A 22,157-nucleotide genomic window follows, 5' to 3' on the forward strand; every position below is an offset into this window, starting at 1 on the left:
CCAGTTTTGAGACACGGTGTCCCGATCTTAGCAGCTGTGCAGCAGCGGGCCGATCCCTTACGATCACGGCCAGCGCCGATGCCGGCACCGGCATCGCCAACCCCCGGAGACAAGCTATGCAACACACTGGCAACACCATCCTGATCACGGGCGGCGGCTCGGGCATCGGCCAGGCCCTCGCACACCGCTGGCACGACGCCGGCAACCACGTCATCATCACCGGCCGCCGCCGGCAGGCGCTCGACGCCGCCATCGCAGGGCGCCCCCGCATGTCGGCCTATGTGCTCGACGTCACGGCGGACGATGACGTGGCCGCGTTCGCGCGCCAGGTCGTGGCCGACCACCCGTCGTTGAACGTACTGGTCAACAACGCCGGCGTGTACAGTGCCGAAAAGCCGACCGCGCAGCGCGACCTCGGCGCTGCGCAGCGCATGATCGCCACCAATGTGCTCGGGCCGATCCGCATGATCGACGCGCTGGTGGACCACCTCTCGCGGCAGGCTGGCGCGGCGATCATCAACGTCTCGTCCGGGCTGGCCTTCGTGCCGCTGCCGGGCGCCCCGACCTACAGCGCCAGCAAGGCCGCCATCCATTCCTATACGGCTGCGCTGCGCCCGCTACTGGCGGGCAAAGTGGAAGTGATCGAGATCGTGCCGCCGCAGGTCCAGACCGAGCTCACGCCCGGCCAGTCGCAAGACCCGGACAGCATGCCGCTGGCAGCCTTTGTCGACGAAGTGCTGGCCCTGCTGCAGGCCGATCCCACCCCGGCCGAGGTCTGCGTGGAACGGGTGCGCTACTTCCGCGAGGCCGAGGCCAAGGGCCAGTTCGATCAGGCCTTGCAGATGCTGGCGCAGTACAGCTGATCGGATCGCCGGTCGTTGCGCAGCACGCCGGCGTCTCCGGCCAGCAACGGTGCGCGGTGGAGGCGTGTCCGGTAGCACGGTAGTTTCTCGCAAGAACTTATCTTTACTGTTATCATATGGAAAGTATGCCAATAACAGTAGTCAAATGTCATCGGCTTACGCCGCCCGGTCAACACGGCGGCAGGGAGGGTGCCAGTCACCTGGACGAAATTTGGCGGAACAAGATGCGAAGAACTGACCACATGATGGCGCAGCAGGTCGATGTTGCGATCGTTTTCCGGGACATGCTGGGTCCCGAGGATGCGACCGCGTACATGGCCCGGTGCGGCTTGCCGGAGAGCGTCGTGCAGCGCGTGCTGCTCGGCATGGCCGTGACCCGCATCGCACCGACGCTGCCACCGCCGCCGCTGGCGCCGGCCAGCGCCTGCGGCAGCGACCTGCCGTCCGGCGAGGCGGCGATGTTCGTCAGCTATGTCGATAATTTTTCGGCGGTCGATCCCGCAACCAGTCTGCCTAAACCCTGATTCACCATCGCGCCCGCCGCCACGCCGGGATCACTCTTGGCCGTTTGCCGCCACCGGCAACGGCGTCACCGTCACCTGCACATCGAGTTCCTGGGGCCCGCCGCCGAGCACGATGCCGCGCATCGGCGGCACGTCGCTGTAGTCGCGGCCCCAGCCCAGCGTGATGTGTTCGTGCTGGACCAGGCAGCGGTTGGTCGGGTCGAAATCGATCCAGCCCAGTGCCGGGCAGTAGACCGAAACCCAGGCGTGCGAGGCGTCGGCGCCCACCAGGCGCGGTTGGCCGGCCGGCGGGTGGGTGAGGATGTAGCCGCTGACGTAGCGCGCCGGCAGGCCGATGCTGCGCAGGCAGCCGATCATCAGCTGGGCGAAGTCCTGGCAGACGCCGCGCCGGCCGCGCAGCACCTGTTCGAGCGGGGTCGAGATATCGGTGGCCTTGCTGTCGAACTCGAAATCGTCGAAGATGCGGCGCGTCAGGTCGAGCGCGGCGTCGAGCTGGGGCCGGCCCGGCGTGAAGCTGACCCGCGCATACGCTTCCAGGTCCGGGAACCAGTACACGTGGGGCGACGCGTACAGGTAGCGGCACGCTTCGAGCGTGGCGGCGCTTTTTTCCTTGCCCATCATGTCGCGCACGCTCTCCCACGCCAGCGAGCCGGCGATGCGCGCCAGGTCGGGGCGCGCGCGCAGCACCACCGTCGATTCGGCGTGCACGAGCAGGCTGTCGTGCGGCACCGTCAGCGCCACGTGGCGCACTTGGTTGCCGAAGTAATCGGAGCTGTTGTGTCCTTCGCTGACGACGGGGTCGAGCCAGATCAGGTGCGACGCCACCTGCTGACAGGCGAACGCGCGCGGGGTCAGGTGCAGATACTGCTGCGACAGCGTCACCGTGCTGGCGTAGCGGTAGCGGGTGGCGTGCACCACGCGGTAGCGTGCGCACGCCGCGCCCGGCGCCGCTGCCGGTGTGCCTGCCGCTGCTGCCGTGGTCGTACCGTCGCTCATGCTGTGCGTTTTCCTTGCAGGCCGTTGTCGGTGTAGCTGAAGAATTGCACGCTGATGTGCTCGGACAGCGCCGCGCTGGCGGCGTGGATACGCTTGAGCAGCGCGCCCAGCGTGGTGTTGCCGTGGGCCAGGTCGGCAGCCGGCGTGAGCGCGCCCAGCTCGTCCCGGAACGGCGCCAGCAGGTGGGCGCCGCACGGGCCATGGGTGTAGCTGATGTGGCGCAGCGTGCCGAGGATGCCGTCGATCTGGAACAGCACCGAGCGCGGATTGCTTTCGTCGCACAGCAGCAGGTCCAGTACCGGCAGCCACTCGGGCTGGGCGCGGTAGCGGGCGCGGTAGGTGATGATGCTGTCGGACAGTTCGAGCAGCCATTCGAGGTTGCCGTCATGGTCCATCGCCAGCGCGCGCTGCAGCACTTCGCACTGGAACTGCAGCCGTTCGAGACGGCGTCCGACCGACATGAAGCGCCACCCCAGGTCGCGCGTCATGCCGTCGAGCGAAAAGCCGGACAACATCATCAGCGCGGCGGCAGCGTCGTCGAGGATGGTCATCGCCGCCGACTGCGACGGCCGTTCGCCCGGGTGCACGGCCGGCTGCACCATGCGGTTGAGGGCGCGCCAGTTATCGACCGAAAAACGTTCATGCAGCTGGCTGGCCACCCGGTGCAGCTGGCGCTGCTGCAGCGCCAGGCCCGGCACGTCGGGCGACACCACGGCCAGCAGCAGCGCCGATTCGATCTCGGCGTCGCTGAAGACGGTGGCCGCTGCCGCCTTGGCCGCACCGGTTGCGGCGCGTTTGGTACCGGCGTCCAGCAGGCCGAATTCGATGCACAACGCTTCCACGGTCGGCCATTCGGCGCCGCGCTGGTCGAAGCGGACATTGAACAGGATGTGCAGCGCCACCCGCAGCAGGCGCCCGGTATTGTCGCAGCGCTCGGCATGGCGGCCGTACCACAGCAGGTTTTCCGCCACCCGGCTCGACAGGTTGGTGTCTTCGCGCACCAGGTTGTCGCTGCTGATGCTCGCCTGCTGCGGCCGGTGCCGGTCCACCCGGGCGCGGCCCTGCACCCAGGTATCCTTGCTGGCGCCACCCATCTGCATGGTGAGCACCCGCGCATCGGGCCCGGTGGCCACCCGGGTCAGGCCGCCCGGCATCACCACGTAGCCGTTCGGGGTGGCGCAGGCAAACACGCGCAGCCCGATGGCGCGCGCCTGCAGGCCGGACGTGATGCCGCCTTTCCACACCGGCGCCTGCGACAGCCGCACCACCTCCTGGGCGATGAAATTGCCGGGGTTGGCGCGCAGCCCGGCGATGAAGGCGTCCCGCGCCGTGCCGTCGAGGTCGCGGCCGAACACGGCCGACTGCGGGCGCTGGGAAAAGCTCGGCTTGATGACCAGGCGGTCGAGTTTTTCGATCACCGCTGCCAGCGCGGCCGGCTCGCCGCACCACCAGGTGGCCACCGACGGCATCTTCAACGGCTCGCCCAGCAGGCGGCGCGACAGCGCCGGCAGGAAGCCGAGCAGGGCGCCCGACTCCAGCAGGCTCGAACCGAGGCTGTTGGCCACCACCACGTTGCCGCGCTGCGCGGCCTGGACCAGGCCGGCCACGCCCAGCATCGAGCTGTCGAGCTCGAGCGGATCGCACGCCTCGTCATCGACCCGGCGCATGATCACGTGCACCCGCTGCAGTCCCGCCAGGGTTTTCAGGTAGACCACGCCGTCGCGCACGGTGAGGTCGCCGCCTTCCACCAGCGCCAGGCCCAGGTGGCGCGCCAGGTACGCCTGCTCATAGTAGCTGGCCGTGGCCGGACCGGCCGTCAGCAGCACGATCAGCGGCACGTCGCCATCGCGCAGCGGCGCCGGGCGGTCGCCGCTGGCAGCGCACGCGCGGCCCCAGTGCTGCAGGCTGTCGTGCATGGTGCGGAAAAAGCCGGTCAGCGGCTGCACCTTCAGCTCGCGCAGCAGGTCGGGGAAGGTCGGCGAGATGATGGCGCGGTTTTCCAGCGCATAGCCGGCCCCGGACGGCGCCTGGGTGCGGTCGGCCATCACCCACCAGCGGCCGTCGGGCGCGCGCGCCAGGTCCACCGCGTACGCATGCAGGGCGACATCGTCATGGTGGCGGATGCCGTGGCACGGGCGCAGGAAGCCGGCGTGGCCGTGGACCAGCGCCGGCGGCAGCAGGCCTTCGCGGAGCATCTGCTGGTCGCCATACACGTCGAGCAGGATGCGGTTGAGCAGGGTGGCGCGCTGGATCACGGCCGCCTCGATCAGGTTCCAGTCGTCGGGCGGCAGGATCAGCGGCAGCGCGTTCAGGTCCCACGGCCGCTGGCGGCCGTCGCGGTCGGCCGGCACATTGTAGGTCACGCCGTTTTCGCGCACCTGGCGCTGGACCATCTCGTTGCGTTGCCGCATCATGCCCGGCGCTTCGCCTCCCAGGTTGTCCAGCATGGCGCGCCAGTGCGGGCGCGGCGCCCGGCCGGCGTCCAGCATCTCATCGTAGCTGTCTGGCGCGGCCAGGTAGTGGGCGAGTAGGGAAGAAGGCATGGACGCGCGGGCGACGGGTGAAAAATGGTCGATTGATTGCTGGATCGAAACAATAGGTCAATCGGGCTGCCAGCGCAAGTCCAGTGTCATCGGGAAGCGCGGATTGTGTGCTTCTTTTCGGACAGTCATCGGCCCCGGCGTATGGCCGTGCGGCCAGAAGCGGGCGAAGCGGCGCGCCTCGGCAGCGTTGGCGTTGACCGGTGCGCCGACCTCGTTGCGCCCGCCCGGGTGCGCGACGTGGTAGGTGCAGCCGCCGATGGCGCGCCCGCTCCAGGTATCGACCAGGTCGAAGCGCAGCGGCGCCTGCACGGGAATGGTCGGGTGCAGCGCCGACCACGGGCGCCAGGCGCGGAAGCGTACGCCGGCCACGTATTCGCCCGGTACGCCGGTCGGGTGGAGCGGCACCATGCGGCCGTTGCAGGCGACCACGTGACGGCCGTCGGTCAGGCCGCGCACCAGCAGCTGCAGGCGTTCGACCGACGAATCGACATAGCGCGCGGTGCCGCCGGCGCCCACTTGCTCGCCCAGCACATGCCACGGCTCGATGGCCTGGCGCAGTTCCATCTCGACGCCTTCGTACGCCACGGTGCCAAAGCGCGGGAAGCGGAATTCGACGAACGGCTCGAACCAGTGGTCTTCGAACGCGTAGCCGGCCGCGCGCAGGTCGCGGGCGACGTCGCGCATGTCCTGGGCGACGAAATGCGGCAGCATCCAGCGGTCGTGCAGGGCCGTGCCCCAGTGGACCAGCCTGGCCTCGAACGGCTGGCGCCAGAAGCGCGCCACGAGCGCGCGCAGCAACAGCATCTGCAGCAGGCTCATGCGTTCGTGCGGCGGCATTTCGAAGGCGCGCAGTTCGACCAGGCCCAGGCGGCCGGTCGGGCCGTCCGGCGAATACAGCTTGTCGATCGAGAATTCGGCGCGGTGCGTGTTGCCGGTCAAATCGACCAGCATGTTGCGCAGCAGGCGATCGACGATCCACGGCTTGTCGCCGTCGCCCAGCGTCGGCAGCACCTGGTCCATCTGCTGGAAGGCGATGGCCAGTTCGTACAGGTTGTCGTCGCGCGCCTCGTCCACGCGCGGCGCCTGGCTGGTGGGGCCGATGAAGGTGCCCGAGAACAGATACGACAGCGCCGGGTGCACCTGCCAGTAGGTGATCAGGCTTTTCAGCAGGTCGGGCCGGCGCAGCATCGGGCTGTCTGCGGCGGTGGCGCCGCCCAGCGTGGCGTGGTTGCCGCCGCCGGTGCCGGTGTGGCGGCCGTCAAGCATGAATTTTTCGGCGCCCAGGCGCGTCAGGCGCGCTTGCTGGTACAGCGTGGTGGTGTTGTGCACCAGCTCGTTCCAGCTGGCGGCCGGGTGCACATTGACCTCGATCACGCCGGGATCGGGCGTCACGCTGAGCAGCTTGATGCGCGGATCGCGCGGCGGCGCATAGCCTTCGATCCACAGCTTGAGCCCGAGCCGGGACGCGGTGGTTTCCACCGCCGTGACCAGGGCCAGGTAATCCTCGAGGCGCTTGAGCGGCGGCATGAAGATGTACAGGCGGCCGGCGCGCACTTCCACGCACAGCGCGGTCTGGATCACGTCGGGCGGCGCCGGATCGGCCGTTATTGCATGCCCGGCCCCGGCGTTGATTGCTGCCTGCTGCGCCGGCTGGCCGGCATGGCCCGGCGCCGTGCGCTGCGCCATGCCGGCCGGCGGCAGCGGACCGCGTGGCGCGAACGGATCGACGTCGAAGCCGTCGCCCGTCGCGCGCTCGCCGGGCTGCACCCAGGGCAGGGTGGCCAGCGGCAGGCGCAGGCCCAGCGGCGAATCGCCGTCGAGCAGGTACAGGTGCTCGCGCCGCAGCGGCCACGCCGAGGTGCGCCAGCGGCTGCCCGGCACCAGCGCCGGATCGTGGTCGGCGGCCTGCAGCGGCAGCACGTAGCCGGCCACCTGGCCCAGGCCCCGTTCCAGCAGCCGCGCCAGGCGGCGCCGCTCGGCAGGCGCAGCCAGGTCGGCCTGCAGCGGGTCGAGGTTGCGCGGCAGCGCCTGTTCGCGTTGCGCCTGCAGCAGCACGTCCTCGTAGGCGGGGATGGCGCTGTCGGGCGGCAGCTGCAGCACCTTGGTCAGCTCGGCAGCAAAGCTGGCCGCCTGCGCGCTGCCGTAGCCGTCGTCGACATGCTCTTGCGAAAACAGCGACGGGTCCTGCCAGATCGGCTGGCCATCGACGCGCCAGACAATATTGAGCGCCCAGCGCGGCAGCGGTTCGCCCGGGTACCACTTGCCCTGGCCGTAATGGAGCAGGCCGCCCGGGGCAAAATGGTTTTTCAGGCGGTGCGCCAGCTTGCCGGCCAGTTCACGCTTGTGCTCGCCGTGGGCCAGCGTATTCCATTCGGCGCCGTCCATGTCGTCGATCGAGACGAAGGTCGGCTCGCCGCCCTGGGTCAGGCGCACGTCCTGCTGCGCGAGGTCGGCATCGACCTGCTGGCCGAGCCGGTCGATCTTGCACCAGTCCGCTTCCGAATACGGCTTGGTCACGCGCGGGTCTTCGTGGATGCGGGTGACCGTCATCTCGTGGAAAAAGGTCACTTCGGCCTGGTCGGCATAGCCGCTGACGGGCGCCGCCGACGACGGCGTGGCCGTGCACGCCAGCGGAATATGGCCCTCGCCGGCCAGCATGCCGGACGTCGGGTCGAGCCCGATCCAGCCGGCGCCGGGAATAAACACTTCGGTCCACGCGTGCAGGTCGGTGAAGTCTTCGGCGGCGCCGCTGGGCCCGTCCAGCGCCTGCTGGTCGGCACGCAGCTGGATCAGGTAGCCGGACACGAAGCGCGCCGCCAGGCCGAAGCCGCGCAGGATGTGCACCAGCAGCCAGCTGCTGTCGCGGCACGAGCCCGAGCGCTTTGCCAGCGTGTCCTCGGGCGTCTGCACGCCGGGTTCCATGCGCAGCAGGTAGGCGATGTCCTGCTGCAGGCGCCGGTTGATGGCCACCAGGAAGCCGATGGTCGATGCCGGTTCGGCCAGCAGTGCCTGGCGTGTAGACGCCACCCACGCGGCCAGCAGCGGGCCCGGCGGTTCAACATTCAGATAGGGACCCAGCTCGGTTGCCAGTTGCGCCGGATAGGCGAACGGGCATTGCTCGGCGTACTGTTCGATGAAGAAATCGAACGGGTTGATGACAGTCATGTCGGCCACCAGGTCCACGGTGAATTCGAGCACGTCGGTTTTTTGCGGGAACACGAAGCGGCCGATGTAGTTGCCGTACGGGTCTTGCTGCCAGTTGATGAAATGGTTTTCGGGCCGGACCGTCAGCGAATACGACAGGATCGGGGTACGTGCATGGGGGGCAGGGCGCAGACGGACTTCGTGCGGCGACAGGTCGACCGGGCGGTCGTAACGGTAACTGGTCTTGTGGTGCAGCGCGATGCGGATAGCCATGCAGGGATGCCTTTACGAGGTGGGCGCAGCGGGAGCCGGCGCGGCAGGATGCGGGAAGCAGGATTCATACCTGGAATCCATGCCCGTGCACCATGTGTGGAGCGCCATTATGGTGCAAACGGCGCGATCGCGCGCTGGCCTGGCGAACCGGCGCGCACCTCGTGGAACGGACCCGGGACGGTCAGGCCGTCTGGGGCAGGGGCGCGGCTGCCGGCGCGGGGGCGGCCGGGGTGGCCGCCGGTGCAGGCGCCGTGCTTGCCGGTGCAGCAGCGGCGCCGGTCTGGATCCCGGTCTTGCGGTACGACGCCACCACCTTGTGCACGAAGGTCAGCTTTTCCAGCACAGGCGTACTGAGCTTGAACGGGTAGGAATCGGGCATGCCGATGCTGCGGTTGAGGCTGTTGAGCACATAGGTCAGGGTGAACCAGTCGGAGAGCGTGTCGTCGAAGGTATCGACGCGGGTCGGCAAGGTCACGCCGTCGAGCGACGGTTCGTCGGGCTTGGCCGGCTTGAGCGACAGGCCGCAGGCATGGGCCGTTTCCAGCGTGTCGATCATGTGCAGGTAATGGGCCCAGGTCTCGGCCCAGTCTTCCCACGGGTGGGAGCTGGCGTAGCTGCTGACGAAGCGTTCTTCCCAGTCGGCCGCCGGACCTTCGCTGTAATGACGCTGGAGGCTGGCCGCATAGTCGGCGCGCTCGTCGCCGAACAGGGCGCGGAAGCTGTCGATCCACGTGCTGTCGACCACCAGCCGGTCGAAATAATAATGCCCACTTTCGTGGCGGAAATGTCCGAGCAGGGTGCGGTAGCGTTCGTGCATCTGTTCGCGCGTGCGCTCGCGTTCGGCCGGGTCCGCTTCGGCGATGTTCAGCGTGATCAGGCCGTTGTCGTGGCCGGTCATCACGCACTGGTCTGTGACGCCGTCTTCGAGGAACTGGAACGCCAGTCCCGTCTCCGGTTCTTCCTCTTTCGATGCCGGGGTCAGGTTCAGCGTCGCCAGCGAGTACAGCAGCCGGCGCTTGGCAGCTTCCAGGCGCGACCACAGGATATGGTTCTTTTCCGACGACAGCGCCGGTATCACGACCGTGTACTGGCACGATGCGCACAGCTCGTGCGGATCGTCGGCCGCGATCATCCAGTTGCACACGTTGTGGTTGACGTAGTTGCCGCACTGTTTGTACAGCTTGCCCGCGTCCCGCTTGTTCAGGCTGCGCCACAGGCCGTTCTCGGCCGGTTCATAACTGTTGATGGTCCGCTGCGAGGGTTGATAGCCGAGCATGCTCTCGCAATTGGCGCAGAGCGTATTTTCAAAAAACACTTGTTGGGAGCATTTATCACAGTGGAACGTTTTCATGAGGCACCGGTGAAAGAGGTTGGGATTGATCGGGTATGCGGATCACAATCTAGCAGTAAATGACGCGCCGATATTGTCGTGTAAGACTATGCCTCGCAATCGTGCGCACCCCGGCGCACGGTGGCACGATCGCGGTCCGCAGCGCGTCGATTTCTGCTAGCCTGACGGACGTCCAGACGACCACCGATCATCGATACGAGGAGCACCATGACCGCTGCCATCACCCCGGCCGTCCGCGCCGCCTTTGCCCCAACCGGCACGCTGCGCGCGGCCATCAATCTCGGCAATCCGATCCTGGCCCACCGCGGCGATGGCGCCACGCCTGCCGGCGTGTCGGTGGACCTGGCGCACGAGCTGGCCGCGTTGCTGGCATTGCCGCTGGCATTGCAGGTGTTCGACACGGCCGCCGAATCGGTGGCCGCCCTCGACAGCGGCCAGGCCGATGTCGGCTTTTTCGCCATCGACCCGGTGCGCGGCGCCCACATCGCTTTTACCGCACCTTACGTGCTGATCGAAGGCTGCTACCTGGTCCGGCACGACGCGCCGATCACCAGCAACGACCAGGTCGACGATGGCGGCAACCCGCCGCTGCGGGTGGTGGTGGGCCAGGGCAGCGCCTACGACCTGTACCTGACGCGTACCCTGAAGCACGCCACCATCGTGCGCGCACCGTCCTCGCCGGCAGTGGTCGATGTTTTCCTGGCGCAAGGGGCCGATGTCGCAGCCGGCGTGCGCCAGCAATTGCAGCACGATGCCGCGCGCCTGGGCGGCCTGCGCCTGCTGGACGAGCGCTTCATGGTGATCGAGCAGGCGATGGGCTTGCCCAAGGCGCGCGGCGACGACGCAGCGCAGGTGCTGCGCACGTTTGTCGAAACGATGAAAGCGCGCGGCATGGTTGACGCGGCGCTGGCGCGCCATGGTGTGCAGGGCGCGTCGGTGGCGCCGCTGGCCTGAGAGCGACCAGGCAATGACCAGCCGCGTCGATGTCACCTGCGCAACGGGCCGCCGACGCGTGCCATGCTGGCGTGCGTGCAGACCCGCGCTGCTGCCGGGCTCACTGCGTACCATTAACATGACGCTGCGAAATATTAGCCGGGTGCCTGGTCCGTCTTGCCCTGCTGCGCCAGTTCGGCCTCCCGGAACGCGGCCGCATCGCCCGCCATCATCTCTTCGAGCTCCTGCCGGCCCTTGCGCGTGATCGACACCACCTGGTCCTGGTCCTGCTGGTGCGGGTACACCTTGAGCAGGGTTTTTAGGTTGTGGGTGCGGAAGATGCCGGCCGCCTGGTCGGCCCGTTCGCTGCTAAAGCCCAGCTGTTGCAGCACCTTCGCGCCCAGGTGCAGCGAGGCTTCGAAGGTTTCGCGTTCGATCAGGGTAACGCCACGGTCGAGCAGTGCATAATAGTGCGAGACATTGCGGGCGCGGGCCAGGATCGTCAGTTGCGGATAGCGTTCGCGCACGGCGTCCACCAGCGCCAGGCTGTCGTCGACGGTGTCGATGGCGATGACGAGGGCGCTGGCCTTGCCGATGCCGGCCGCTTCCAGCAGGTCGATGCGGGTGGCGTCGCCATAAAACACTTCGTAGCCGAACTTGCGCAGCAGTTCGATCTGGTCGGGGTCGTGATCGAGCACGGTGACGCCGATCCGGTTGGCCGAGAGCAGGCGGCCGATGATCTGGCCGAAGCGCCCGAAGCCGGCGATGATGACCGGGTTGTCCACCGCGATCCGGTCCGCTTCGCGTTGCTGCTTGCCGCCGCGCAGGCGCGGCGCCACCAGCTTGTCGTGCAGCAGGAGCAGCAGCGGCGTGGCCGCCATCGACAGCGTGACCACCACCACCAGCAGCGCGCCGGTGGCCGCCGGCAGCACCCTGGCGTCCACGGCTGTACCGAACACGACGAACGCGAATTCGCCGCCCTGCGACATCAGCAGCGCGAAAAACAGCCGCTGGCCGCGCGGAATGTCGAACCAGAACGACAGACCGAACAGCAGGGCGCCCTTGACCAGCAGCAGCGCGCAGACCAGGCCCAGCACCAGCCAAGGCTGGGCCAGCAGCAGGCCGAAGTCGGCCGACATGCCGACCGCCATGAAGAACAGGCCCAGCAGCAGCCCCTTGAACGGCTCCAGGTCGCTGATCAGCTGGTGGCGGTACTCGGAATCGGCCAGCAGCACGCCGGCCGTGAACGTGCCCAGCGCCAGCGAGAGGCCCACCCATTCCATCAGCAGGCAGATGCCGATCACCAGCAGCAGCGCAAAGCCGGTAAACAGCTCGCGCAGACCGGTGCGGGCCAGGTAGCGCATCACGGGATTGACCAGAAAACGCCCGCAGGCGACCAGGGTCAGCAGCACGGCCAGCAGCTTGACGGCCTTGATCCAGCCTTGGCTGTCGTGCCCGGCCGCGGCGCCGGCCAGCGTCAGCAGCGGCACCAGGGCGATCATCGGGATGGCGGCAATGTCTTGCAGCAGCAGGATGGAAAAGCTGGCCTGACCGGCCGGACTCGGCAAGAGCTTGCGTTCGCCGAGCGTGGCCAGCACGATGGCGGTGGACGAGAGCGACAGCGCCAGCCCGGCCACCAGCGCGACGTGCCAGTCGATGCCGCAGGCCACGGCCACACCGGCCAGCACGGCGCTGACGACCAGCACCTGCAGGCCGCCCCAGCCGAAGATGGGGCGGCGCAGCGACCACAGTTTCTTCGGTTCGAGTTCGAGGCCGATCAGGAACAGCATCAGCACCACGCCGAATTCGGAGATGTTGAGCACATCTTCGACGTTGCCGATCAGCGACAGGCCCCAGGGGCCGATCAGGGCGCCGGCGGCCAGGTAGCCGAGCACGGCGCCCATGCCGGCGCGCTTGGCCAGCGGCACCAGCACCACGGCCGCCACCAGGTAGAACACCATGTGCAGCAAGAAACCGTGGCTCATGGTCGGAAGGGGACAGAGTTATTCATCGGACCAGTATCGCATCCGCCGACCGCCGCCGTCCATCCTCCCGGAGGGTGAAGCGCTGCGCTTACACGCCCACCATCGAGACGGCCTTGGTGTTCAGGTAGGACTCGAGCGCCTCGGGGCCGCCTTCCGAGCCGTAGCCCGAATCCTTGACGCCGCCGAACGGCATCTCGGCGCTTGGCGTGGCCGGCTGGTTAATCCACAGCATGCCCACTTCGACGTTCTGCATCAGCTGGTGGGCGTGCTTGATCGAGCGGGTGAAGGCGTAGCCGGCCAGGCCGAACGGCAGGCGGTTCGATTCGGCGATCGCCTCGTCCAGCGTGTCGAAGCCGCGGATCGCAGCCACCGGGCCGAACGGCTCGTCGTTGAACACGCTGGCGGTCAATGGCACATCGGCCAGGATGGTGGGCGCGAAGAAGTTGCCGTCCGTGCCCACGCGTTCGCCGCCGGTGGCCACATTGGCGCCCTGGGCGCGGGCGTCCTCCACCAGCTTGGTCATGGCGCTCACGCGGCGCGGGTTGGCCAGCGGACCGAGCGTGGTCGCAGCGTCGAGGCCGTTACCGAGTTTCAGGCTTTCGGCATGGGCCACCATGGCGCGCGTGAACTCGGCCTTGATGCTGTTGTGCACCAGGAAGCGGGTCGGCGAGATGCAGACCTGGCCCGCGTTGCGGAACTTGGCGCCGCCCGCTGCCTGCACTGCCAGCGCCACATCGGCGTCTTCGGCAATGATGACGGGGGCGTGGCCGCCCAGTTCCATCGTCGCCCGTTTCATGTGGGCGCCGGCCAGCGCGGCCAGCTGCTTGCCGACCGGGGTCGAGCCGGTGAAAGTGACCTTGCGGATCACCGGGTGCGGGATCAGGTAGCCCGAAATTTCAGCCGGATCGCCGAATACCAGGCCGACAGTGCCGGGCGGCACGCCCGCATCGACGAAACATTGCAGCAGCGCGGCAGGGGAGGCCGGCGTTTCCTCGGGCGCCTTGCACAGGAACGAGCAGCCGGTGGTTAGCGCCGCCGCCAGCTTGCGCACGATCTGGTTGATCGGGAAGTTCCACGGCGTAAACGCGGCCACCGGGCCGACCGGCTCCTTCAGGACCAGCTGCTGGGCTGCCGGGTTACGCGACGGCACGATCCGGCCGTACACGCGCATGCCTTCGGCCGCGAACCAGTCGATGATGTCGGCGCCGGCCGTCGCTTCGAGCTTGGCCTGGGCCAGCGGCTTGCCTTGCTCTTGCGTGAGCAGGCGGCCGATCTCGTCGGCGCGCTCGCGCAGCAGGCCGGCAGCCTTGCGCATGATGGCGGCGCGCTCGAAGGCAGGAACCTTGCGCCAGGCGTCGAAACCGCGCTGGGCGGCAGCCAGCGCGCGATCGAGGTCGGCAATGCTGGCGTGCGCCACGGTGCCGATGGCCTGGCCGGTGGCGGGATTGACGACAGCAATGGTCTTGGCGCCGGTGGCGTCCACCCATTCGTTGCCGATCAGGAGGCGGGTATCGGGATACGCTGGTGTGCTGGTGGTGGTCATGGTCGGGGATCTCCGGTCAGTAGGGTAGTGACGAGCGCATTGCCAAACTCGACAGTGGCGATGCGAGGCCCTCTACTTTGCCAGAAATCGGCAAACCGGGTAGGACGCCATCGCGCCCGCCTGCGGAACGCTACTTTCGCAGTGGCAATGGTACACTCGCGGAAAGTTAGCTAGTATTTAAGAAAGAAACACACCTTGGGCCAGGACCTGACATCGCAACACGGCGCCGTGCTCGCAGAGCAGCTGGCGCTTCACCAGGCGCAACGCCGCGCCCTGTTCGAGGCCATCGACGACGGCTTTTGCATCATCCGCTTCATCGACGGTCCGCACGGCCCGATGAGCGACTACGTTCACATCGAAGCCAATTCCGGCTACCAGCGCCATACCGGCATTGCCGACATCGTCGGCAAGCGCCTGCGCGAGATCGACCCCGGCAATGCCGAGGTCTGGCTCGACCTGTACGGCAAGGTGCTGGCGACCGGCGAGCCGGCCCGCTTCGAGCAGGAATTCCAGGTCGTGGGCCGCTTCATCGAAGTGTCGGCCAGCCGCGTGGGGCCGCCGGAGATGCGCCAGGTCTCGGTACTGTTCCGCGACATCACGGCGCGCAAGAAGACCGAGGCGGCGCTGGCCGAGAACATCGAGCGCGTGCAGCTGGCGCTGGCGGCCGGCGCCATCATCGGCACCTGGATCTGGGACCTGCCCACCGACCGGTTCAGCGTGGACGAGGGTTTTGCGGCTGCGTTCGGCTTCGATCCCGCCAAGGGTCGTACCGGTCTGAGCCTGGCGGAAGTGGTGGAGACCGTGCACCCCGACGACCGCGCCGGCCTGGCTGCCGCCATTGCCGAGGTGATCGCGCGCGGCGGCGCCTACGCCCACCAGTACCGTACCCGCCGGCAGGACGGGAACTATTATTGGCTGGAAGCGAACGGCCGCGTCGAACTGTTGCCCGATGGCAGCGGCAGCAAATTTCCGGGCGTGCTGATCGACATCGAGGGCCGGCGCGCGGTCGAGGCCGAGCGCGACCGCGCCATTGCCGCGCTGCGCACGCTGACCGACACGCTCGAGCAGCGCGTCGAGCAGCGCACGGCAGCGCTGCTCGAGGCGGAGGCAGCGTTGCGCCAGGCCCAGAAAATGGAAGCGGTCGGCCAGCTGACCGGCGGCCTAGCGCACGACTTCAACAACATCCTGGCCGGCATCAGCGGCAGCCTGGAGCTACTCAAGATCCGCCTGGCGCAGGGGCGGATTGCCGATGTCGAGCGTCACCTGGCCGGCGCCCAGGGGGCCGTCAAGCGCGCCGCCTCGCTGACCCAGCGCTTGCTGGCGTTCTCGCGTCGGCAGACGCTCGCGCCCAAGCCCGCCTGTGTGCACCGCATCGTGGCTGGCATGCAGGAGCTGATCCGCGGCAGCGTGGGGCCCGGTATCGCGCTCGAGACCGCCGTCGGCGCCAGCCTGTGGCCGACCTTCGTGGACGTGAGCCAGCTGGAAAATGCGCTGCTCAACCTGTGCATCAACGCGCGCGACGCCATGCCCGACGGCGGCGCCATCGCCATCCGCGCCGACAACCTGCAGCTCGACGAAGCGGCCGCCGTCCAGCGCGGCCTGGCCGTCGGCGACTATGTCGCACTGAGCGTGCGCGATACCGGCGTGGGCATGACGGCCGACGTGTCGGCCCGCGCCTTCGAGCCGTTTTTCACCACCAAGCCGATGGGCCAGGGCACGGGCCTGGGCCTGTCGATGGTCTATGGTTTCGCCGGCCAGTCGGGCGGCGCGGTGCGCATCTATTCGCAACCGGGGCAGGGCACCGAGGTATGCCTGTACCTGCCCCGTCATACCGGCGCCGAGCTACCGCACGACGCCCACGGCGACACACCGGCGTTGCCGGACGCGCCGGCCCGCAAGAAAATCCTGGTGGTCGACGACGAGCCGCTGGTGCGCAGCGTGGCAGTCGAGGTGCTGCGCGATCTCGGCTACGACGTCAGCGAGGCCGAAGACGGTCCGTCCGCCTTGAACGCTTTCGCGGCCCGGCCCGATATCGACATGCTGGTCACCGACGTCGGTATGCCCAACGGCATGAACGGCCGCCAGCTGGCCGACGCCATCCGCGTCCGGCGCCCCGGCTTGCCGATCCTGTTCATCACCGGCTATGCCGAATACACGGTGCTCAACCACGGCGATCTCGACGCCGGCATGCAGGTGCTGACCAAGCCGTTCGCTGCCGAACAGCTGGGCCAGCGGGTGGGCGAGCTGCTGGCCTGACCGGCCAGGCTTAGGAGGCTGCCCGACTTTTTGTTACCATTGCTCATTTTTGCGAACTTTAATTCGCATTCCGAATTATTTCGATTCTTGAATGAGTGTGTTGATGAAACTGATCGTATCGTTCCCTCCTGCCCTGGTGCTGTCCGCAGCGGTGGCTGCGGCCTGCACGCCCACGGCCGCTGCTGCCGAAACGGATGTCACGCTGTATGGCGCCGTCGATGCCGCGCTGGCCTACACCTCCAACCAGCAGGGGCAGGCGGTACGCTATATCCGCAGCGGCAACAAGGATGGCAGCCGCGTCGGCTTGCGCGGCAGCGACCGGCTCGGCGAAGACACCGAGCTGCTGGTCACGCTGGAGGCCGGATTCAACCTCGACGATGGCGGCGCGTCCCAGCCCGGCAGCCTGTTCAATCGCCAGGCCTGGCTCGGCATTGCCGACCGGCGCCTGGGCACGCTGATCGCCGGTCGCCAGTACGCGCCGTACTTCACGTTCATGAGTCCGCTGGGACCGCTCGGTGCGGTGACCGGCGCGGCCGGCGCCGCAGCCGGCGACATCGATGGCCTGAGCATCATCATCCGCAACAGCAACGCCATCGGCTACACCTCGCCCGACTGGGCCGGCGTTCGCCTGAGCCTGATGGCGGCCAGCGGCGAACAGGCCGGCCACCAGGGCAGCGGCGGGGCGCTCAGCGCCGCTGTGAAATACGATGGGCCGGCCTGGCGCTTCGGCCTCGGCTACCAGCTGCTCAAAAACGGCCCGCAGCGCGCGGGCTGGGACCCGGCCGCCGCCAGCAACTTCGCCCGCTCGCCCGTGAACGGCGGCTACCTGTCCGCCGGCAGCGTGCGTTATCTGGCTGCAGGCGCGCGCCGCCAGCTGGGCGGTGTCAGCGTGGGCGGCACATTCACCAATGTCCAGTACCGTCCCGACGGCGGCTCGCGCTTTCGCGACGCGGCCATCTTCAATACCGTCGGCCTGGTCGCCACCTGGCAGACGGCCAGCCCGTGGGTGCTCGGCGTGGCGGCCAACCGCACCGGCGCCGTTGCCGCCAACGGCGTGCGGCGCGCCGCCCGCTACCGCCAGCTGGCGCTGCAGCAGGCGTACTGGCTGTCGCCGCGCACGGCCATCTACGTGCTGCAGTCGTTCCAGCGCGCCCACGGCGACACCCTGGCCGCCGACGGCGTCACCGTGGTGGACGCAGTGGCCGTGGTCGGCGATTCGCAGGCCGGCACGCCGTCATCGAACGGCCGTCAGAACGTCTTCATGCTCGGCCTGCGCCACGCGTTCTGAGCGCCGGCGTCGTGGCGCCCATATGTCCTTTAGACGCCGGTCAGGCGTCAGCCCTGCGCGAGCCGCCCGCAGTTCATGCGCCGAACAGCGGCAGATCGAAGGCCCGCTCCACCAGCCACACCAGCGCCAGCAGCGCAATCAGCGCCGAGCCGCCGGTCAGCAGCACGCGGTAGAAGCGCGTGCGGCGCAGCAGGTAGGCGATCGGCAGGAACACGGCCACGATGCAGAGCTGACCGATTTCCACGCCGACGTTAAAGCCGAGCAGGCTGGTGACCAGCGCGCCCTGCGGCAGTCCGAGGTCGCCGAGCACGCTGGCAAAGCCGAAGCCGTGGATCAGGCCGAAGGCGAAGGCGGCTACCGGGCGGCGGGTGCGGAACAGCGGATAGATGTTGTTGACCGCCGCCAGCACCACCGAGGCGGCGATCGCCGATTCCACCAGCCGCGAAGGCAGCGAGATCACCGACAGGCTGGCCAGCGTCAGCGTCAGCGAATGCGCGAGCGTGAAGGCGGTGACCACTTTCAGCACGTCGATGAAAGCGCCGCGCAGGTTGTTGGCCGGTGGCGCCAGCAGCACGGCCGGCAGCAGCAGCGACAGCAGGAACAGGATGTGATCGTAGCCGATCCAGATATGCCACACGCCTTCCTTGATATACGTCGCGAACTGGTGCCAGCGGTCGGGCGCGGCCAGCGTCAGCGTCTGGCGCGCGTGCTCGGGATCGAAAATCGCGGTGGACGTTTCGCCGTCGTGCGTCAGGCGCAGCAAGCCCTTGTGCTGCGGGTCGATCTCGGCAAACAGCCGGTAACCGACATCGAGCGACGTGACCGGCGCCGCGCAGGTGGCGGTAAACCGCAGCACGCTGTAGGCGCCGTCGGTATGGTTGTCGATCAGCTGCTGCTGCGGCGTGACCGTGCACCGCCCCTGGCCGGTGGACAGGGTCAGGCGTTCGAGCGCATAGGCGGCAATGGCCGCATGGCGCGTGCGGATTTCATCCCAGGTCAGCTTGCCGTCGCCGTCCTGGTCCAGGCCCAGCGCAAAATCGAGGTCGCGCAGCGCGATGTCCCATTGACCGCTGATCTGGGCGCCGCGGATATCGAGCGCCAGGTAGCTGTCGCTGGGCTTGTGCGCCTGCGCCGGCAGCAGCGCGCCGCACAGGCAGACCAGGACGAACAGCCGGTACCACCAGCGCGCCGTCACGCAGCCTCTCCGAGCTGGCGCACCAGCCTGGCGGCGCCAGCGTCTTCCGTCTTGTTCTTCGCGATCCAGTCGAGCACCGGTTGCGCGGCGTCGCGGTCGCGCGCCTGCAGGGCGGCGTCGAGATAGATGCGCATGTCGGCCGGTTCCTTCTGGATCGCCCAGTTCTTGCGCGCCAGCGTCAGCGCCCGCGCCGTATCGCGCCGCAGCAGCTCGAAGCGGGCCTGCTCGCGCTGGTGCACGGTGTCGCCGCGCAGCATGGCCGCGTCGAAGCGTGCGCCCAGTTCGGCCACGTCGGCTGCCAGGGCGGCGCCCTTGCCTTGCTGCTGCAGCGCCAGCGCGCGGCGCAGCAGCAGGGCATCGATGCGGGTCTGGTCGGCCAGCAGCGCCTCCACCCGCGACGGCCGTTTTTGTTCGAGCAAAAAGTCGCAGTAGGCGCCCAGCAGGTAGCTGTCGCGCGGGTCGAGCGCCAGTGCGCGCTGGAAGCGCGTCTCCGCCAGTTCTGCGGCGTCGCGCCGCTGCGCCATTTCGGCCAGCAGCGTCAGCACCCAGACCTGCAGCTCGGGCGCGGTCTTGCCGCTGCGCTCGAGCGTGAGCGCCAGCAGCTGTTCGCTTTGCAGTGCGCGGCCGGTCACGGCGCCCACCTGCGCCACGCAGGTGACGGTGATCAGTTCATTGGCCAGCGACGACAGGTGCGCGCAGCTGCGGGTGGCGCCGGCGTAGTCGCCCTGCACGGTTTGTACCGTGGCCAGGGTCAGCCAGGCCTGGGCATTCTGCGGCTCGGCCGCCAGCACGCCTTGCAGGTCGGCCAGTGCGGCAGGAAACTGGTGGGTGCTTTGCAGCAGCGTGGCGCGCAGCAGCCGTACTGCCGGCGGTGGTGCGGCCATCTTCCACCACGGCGCCAGCGCGGCTTCGGCGTAGCCGAGGTAGCGCGGATCGGTCTCGCTGCGGCCCAGCGCAATGTAGCGTTTGGCCAGCGTGGTGGCCAGTGCCATGTCGTCGGGACGGGCGTTGAGCTGTGCGCGCAGCCGGCGCAGTTCCTGCTGGACCGGGTCGCCCCGGCGCGGCAGGGTTTCGATCACCTGGGCGCCGCTGGCGGGAATGTATGGTGCTGCGTGGGCGCAGGCGACGGCGCCCACCACCGCGCACAGCGTGAATAACTTCTGGAGTCTGCTCATCGATGCATCCTGCAATCACAAAGAACGACAATAAGAACAAACGGCGCCGGTCCTGCAACGGACCAGCGCCGGGGTCATGCCCGATTGCCCTGAAAGCTTTACGGGAACCACGTCAAACCTGCTGCGCGACCCGCTATCGCCTCTCCGTTGCTCAGCGTACCTCCGTACGCTTGCGCTACTTAAGACGATATCGGGCGGCTCGCGACGGTTTTTCGCGGTCCCCTTATTTCAGCGCGACCGGCTCGGTGTCTTCCGGTGCGGTGGCCGTGATGCTGTCGGTGGCCACCGGCTCGGTCGTGGTCTCGCTGCCGTCGCCGATCAGCGCCAGCACCGCGCTGTAAAAGCTGTCCACCATGCTGCCGCCGCCGCTACCGCCGCCGCCACTGCTGCCGCCGCCGGTATTGCTGATTGCATGGTCATCGCTGCTGCCGCAGCCGGCCAGGGCCAGCAGCGCTGCAGCGCCCAGTGTCACCGTGATTTTTTTCATCGTGCGCTCCTTGCCGATTGGGCCACGGCGGCGCTTTGCGGCGAGCCGGCGATCGGGGTTTTCAGGTAAGGGAAGCCGGCGTTGAAGAAGCTGTCGTCGATGTAGGCGCCGTCGGTGAACTGCAGCGCGCCGGCCGGTGCATCCGACGGTGCGCAGCCGAGGCTGATGGTGCACAGCTTGCCCATCACCACGCGCAGGGCGATATCGACCACGTCGTCGCCGGGACGGCGGCCGTTCGGGAAGCCGGCATTGTCGCCGCCGATCACGCCGAGGCGGCTTTGCGAACCCATGGCCGTTACCGGCGTCGAGGTGTTCAGGCGCAGCATCTCGGACGCGGTGACGGTGGCCGGCTGGTTCAGGCCCTTGACGCCGGTGAGGAAGGCGGCCACCAGGTCGTTACGCGGGAAGTTGGTCGGCGCCTTGGCGCCGGCGCTGCCGTACAGGATCTCGATCAGCGCGGGCAGGGTGGGGTTGGTCACGTAATCGGCAAACTGGGCGTCGCCGGAAGGCTTGCTGGCGTTGAAGGTGTCCTTGTCTTTCAGGCCGATCACCACTTCGTTGACCAATGGCGAACCGAGGCGCGAAACCTGGGTCCAGGCGCCGCCTTCCTTCGATGGCGTCGAGCTGTTCGGGGTCGGATTGAGCAGGCGCGCCTGGCGCACGCTGGCCGTGGTCCAGCCGCCGATGACCGGGTCGCTGCTGTTGGCGGCGGTCAGGCACGATGCCGCCACTTCCATCTCGATCGAGGTCACGTTCTTCTGCGCCAGGTCGTCCTTGGCTGCGCGTTCGGCGTTGGCGGCAAATTCCACGGCCGGCGCCTTGATGTTGACCAGGTCGAAGGTTTCGCCGAGGTTGACCACGAACGGATCCTTGCGCTGGCCGACGAACACGCGGGCCGGCGTCGAGCAGCCGGGGATGTTGACGCTGTACACGTGGGCAGCGGCATAGGCGGCGTAGTCGGGGATCGACTTGTTGCCGATGTTGTCGAGCGGCTTGTCGAAGGTGGTGCCGCCGGCGGCATTGGTGATCGCCGACTTGGTACCGGTGCGGCGGTCGCCGCGCACCACGTTGATGGTGTAGGTTTCGCGCACATTGGCGCCGGCGGCATTGGCGCCGGCGATGGCGCCGCCGTTGATCACCAGCGGAATCGAGACCGATTTGCCGCCCACGGTCAGCTTGGTGTCCTTGTTGGTGTTGGTGAAGCGGAACTGGAAGGTGATGTCTTCCTTGGCGTCGCCGTTGTTATCGATGTGGATTTCGTACAGCGCGTTCGGGTCCATGGCGAAGTAGTTCGGACCGCCGTAGGCATCCTGCAGTGGCACGTAATCGGCGATCAGCGTGACGAAGCCGGAGCGGCCCGTCTCGTAGCTGCGGAACATGTAAAAGTCGGTGCCGTCCACTTTCGGACTTTGCGTCACGAACGGCGCTTCGCGGTGGCTCGACGCCATCGCTGCCGGCGCCAGCGCGCCAGCCAGGGTACCCAGTACTGCCATGCCCAAGGCATGCTTGATCAACGTTTGCATCGTATATCCCCTTTGGTTTAAATGTCGGTTACTGCAAACTGCGGTTGTTGCCTACACTGCCTACACTGCTCACACCTA

15 protein-coding genes are annotated in these 22,157 nt (G+C 68.0%); 5 read left to right on the top strand and 10 right to left on the bottom strand.

Annotation, left to right across the window (positions count from 1 at the left end):
• Nucleotides 1-116: 116 nt before the first annotated feature.
• Nucleotides 117-863 (top strand): SDR family oxidoreductase, encoded by a 747-nt coding sequence (locus ASF61_RS08775; protein WP_056154093.1) that lies wholly within the window; start codon nt 117-119, stop codon nt 861-863.
• Nucleotides 864-1,087: 224 nt separating this feature from the next.
• Nucleotides 1,088-1,387: a hypothetical protein gene (locus ASF61_RS08780; RefSeq protein WP_156369505.1), complete on the top strand. Its 300-nt coding sequence runs from the start codon at nt 1,088-1,090 to the stop codon at nt 1,385-1,387.
• Between the two features lie 30 nt (nt 1,388-1,417).
• Here the strand turns inward: ASF61_RS08780 and ASF61_RS08785 are convergent, their stop codons facing one another.
• The 4 genes from ASF61_RS08785 to ASF61_RS08800 form a co-directional block, all read right to left on the bottom strand.
• Nucleotides 1,418-2,383 (bottom strand): transglutaminase family protein, encoded by a 966-nt coding sequence (locus ASF61_RS08785; protein WP_082491380.1) that lies wholly within the window; start codon nt 2,381-2,383, stop codon nt 1,418-1,420.
• Nucleotides 2,380-4,926, bottom strand: a complete 2,547-nt coding sequence (locus ASF61_RS08790; RefSeq protein ID WP_056154099.1) for a circularly permuted type 2 ATP-grasp protein — start codon at nt 4,924-4,926, stop codon at nt 2,380-2,382. The genes ASF61_RS08785 and ASF61_RS08790 overlap by 4 nt, the downstream gene beginning before the upstream one ends.
• Before the next feature lie 57 nt (nt 4,927-4,983).
• Nucleotides 4,984-8,343 (bottom strand): DUF2126 domain-containing protein, encoded by a 3,360-nt coding sequence (locus ASF61_RS08795; RefSeq protein WP_056154102.1) that lies wholly within the window; start codon nt 8,341-8,343, stop codon nt 4,984-4,986.
• 181 nt (nt 8,344-8,524) lie between these two features.
• A complete protein-coding gene (locus ASF61_RS08800) occupies nt 8,525-9,694 on the bottom strand; it encodes a putative zinc-binding metallopeptidase (RefSeq protein WP_056154105.1) in 1,170 nt (389 codons plus the stop codon).
• A 207-nt stretch (nt 9,695-9,901) separates the two neighbouring features.
• Here ASF61_RS08800 and ASF61_RS08805 point away from each other — a divergent pair, with 207 nt between their 5' ends.
• A complete protein-coding gene (locus tag ASF61_RS08805; protein ID WP_056154106.1) occupies nt 9,902-10,648 on the top strand; it encodes a transporter substrate-binding domain-containing protein in 747 nt (248 codons plus the stop codon).
• A 134-nt stretch (nt 10,649-10,782) separates the two neighbouring features.
• Here the strand turns inward: ASF61_RS08805 and kefC are convergent, their stop codons facing one another.
• Entirely contained in the window at nt 10,783-12,612 is a 1,830-nt protein-coding gene (gene kefC, locus ASF61_RS08810) for a glutathione-regulated potassium-efflux system protein KefC (RefSeq protein WP_056154110.1), read from the bottom strand.
• A gap of 88 nt (nt 12,613-12,700) precedes the next feature.
• Entirely contained in the window at nt 12,701-14,155 is a 1,455-nt protein-coding gene (locus ASF61_RS08815) for an NAD-dependent succinate-semialdehyde dehydrogenase (protein ID WP_056154114.1), read from the bottom strand.
• 195 nt (nt 14,156-14,350) lie between these two features.
• Here ASF61_RS08815 and ASF61_RS08820 point away from each other — a divergent pair, with 195 nt between their 5' ends.
• Nucleotides 14,351-16,411: a response regulator gene (locus ASF61_RS08820; protein WP_082491382.1), complete on the top strand. Its 2,061-nt coding sequence runs from the start codon at nt 14,351-14,353 to the stop codon at nt 16,409-16,411.
• A gap of 103 nt (nt 16,412-16,514) precedes the next feature.
• Nucleotides 16,515-17,699 carry a porin gene (locus tag ASF61_RS08825; protein WP_056154117.1) on the top strand — a complete coding sequence of 395 codons (1,185 nt, stop codon included), beginning with the start codon at nt 16,515-16,517 and terminating at the stop codon, nt 17,697-17,699.
• A 73-nt stretch (nt 17,700-17,772) separates the two neighbouring features.
• On the opposite strand, the gene ASF61_RS08830 is transcribed toward ASF61_RS08825, so the two are convergent.
• The 4 genes from ASF61_RS08830 to ASF61_RS08845 all read right to left on the bottom strand — a co-directional run bounded on the left by ASF61_RS08830 (nt 17,773) and on the right by ASF61_RS08845 (nt 22,049).
• Complete coding sequence (locus ASF61_RS08830) at nt 17,773-18,894, bottom strand: HupE/UreJ family protein (RefSeq protein WP_056154120.1); 1,122 nt, start codon at nt 18,892-18,894, stop codon at nt 17,773-17,775.
• A complete protein-coding gene (locus ASF61_RS08835; protein ID WP_056154123.1) occupies nt 18,891-20,069 on the bottom strand; it encodes a hypothetical protein in 1,179 nt (392 codons plus the stop codon). Before ASF61_RS08835 ends, ASF61_RS08830 begins: the two co-directional genes overlap by 4 nt.
• A gap of 223 nt (nt 20,070-20,292) precedes the next feature.
• Nucleotides 20,293-20,556 (bottom strand): hypothetical protein, encoded by a 264-nt coding sequence (locus tag ASF61_RS08840; protein WP_056154126.1) that lies wholly within the window; start codon nt 20,554-20,556, stop codon nt 20,293-20,295.
• Entirely contained in the window at nt 20,553-22,049 is a 1,497-nt protein-coding gene (locus ASF61_RS08845; protein ID WP_229205768.1) for a DUF4331 domain-containing protein, read from the bottom strand. Before ASF61_RS08845 ends, ASF61_RS08840 begins: the two co-directional genes overlap by 4 nt.
• Nucleotides 22,050-22,157: the final 108 nt, after the last annotated feature.

Origin of the sequence: Duganella sp. Leaf126 (assembly GCF_001423125.1) — a bacterium.
In the GTDB taxonomy this organism is placed as follows: Bacteria; Pseudomonadota; Gammaproteobacteria; order Burkholderiales; family Burkholderiaceae_D; genus Rugamonas.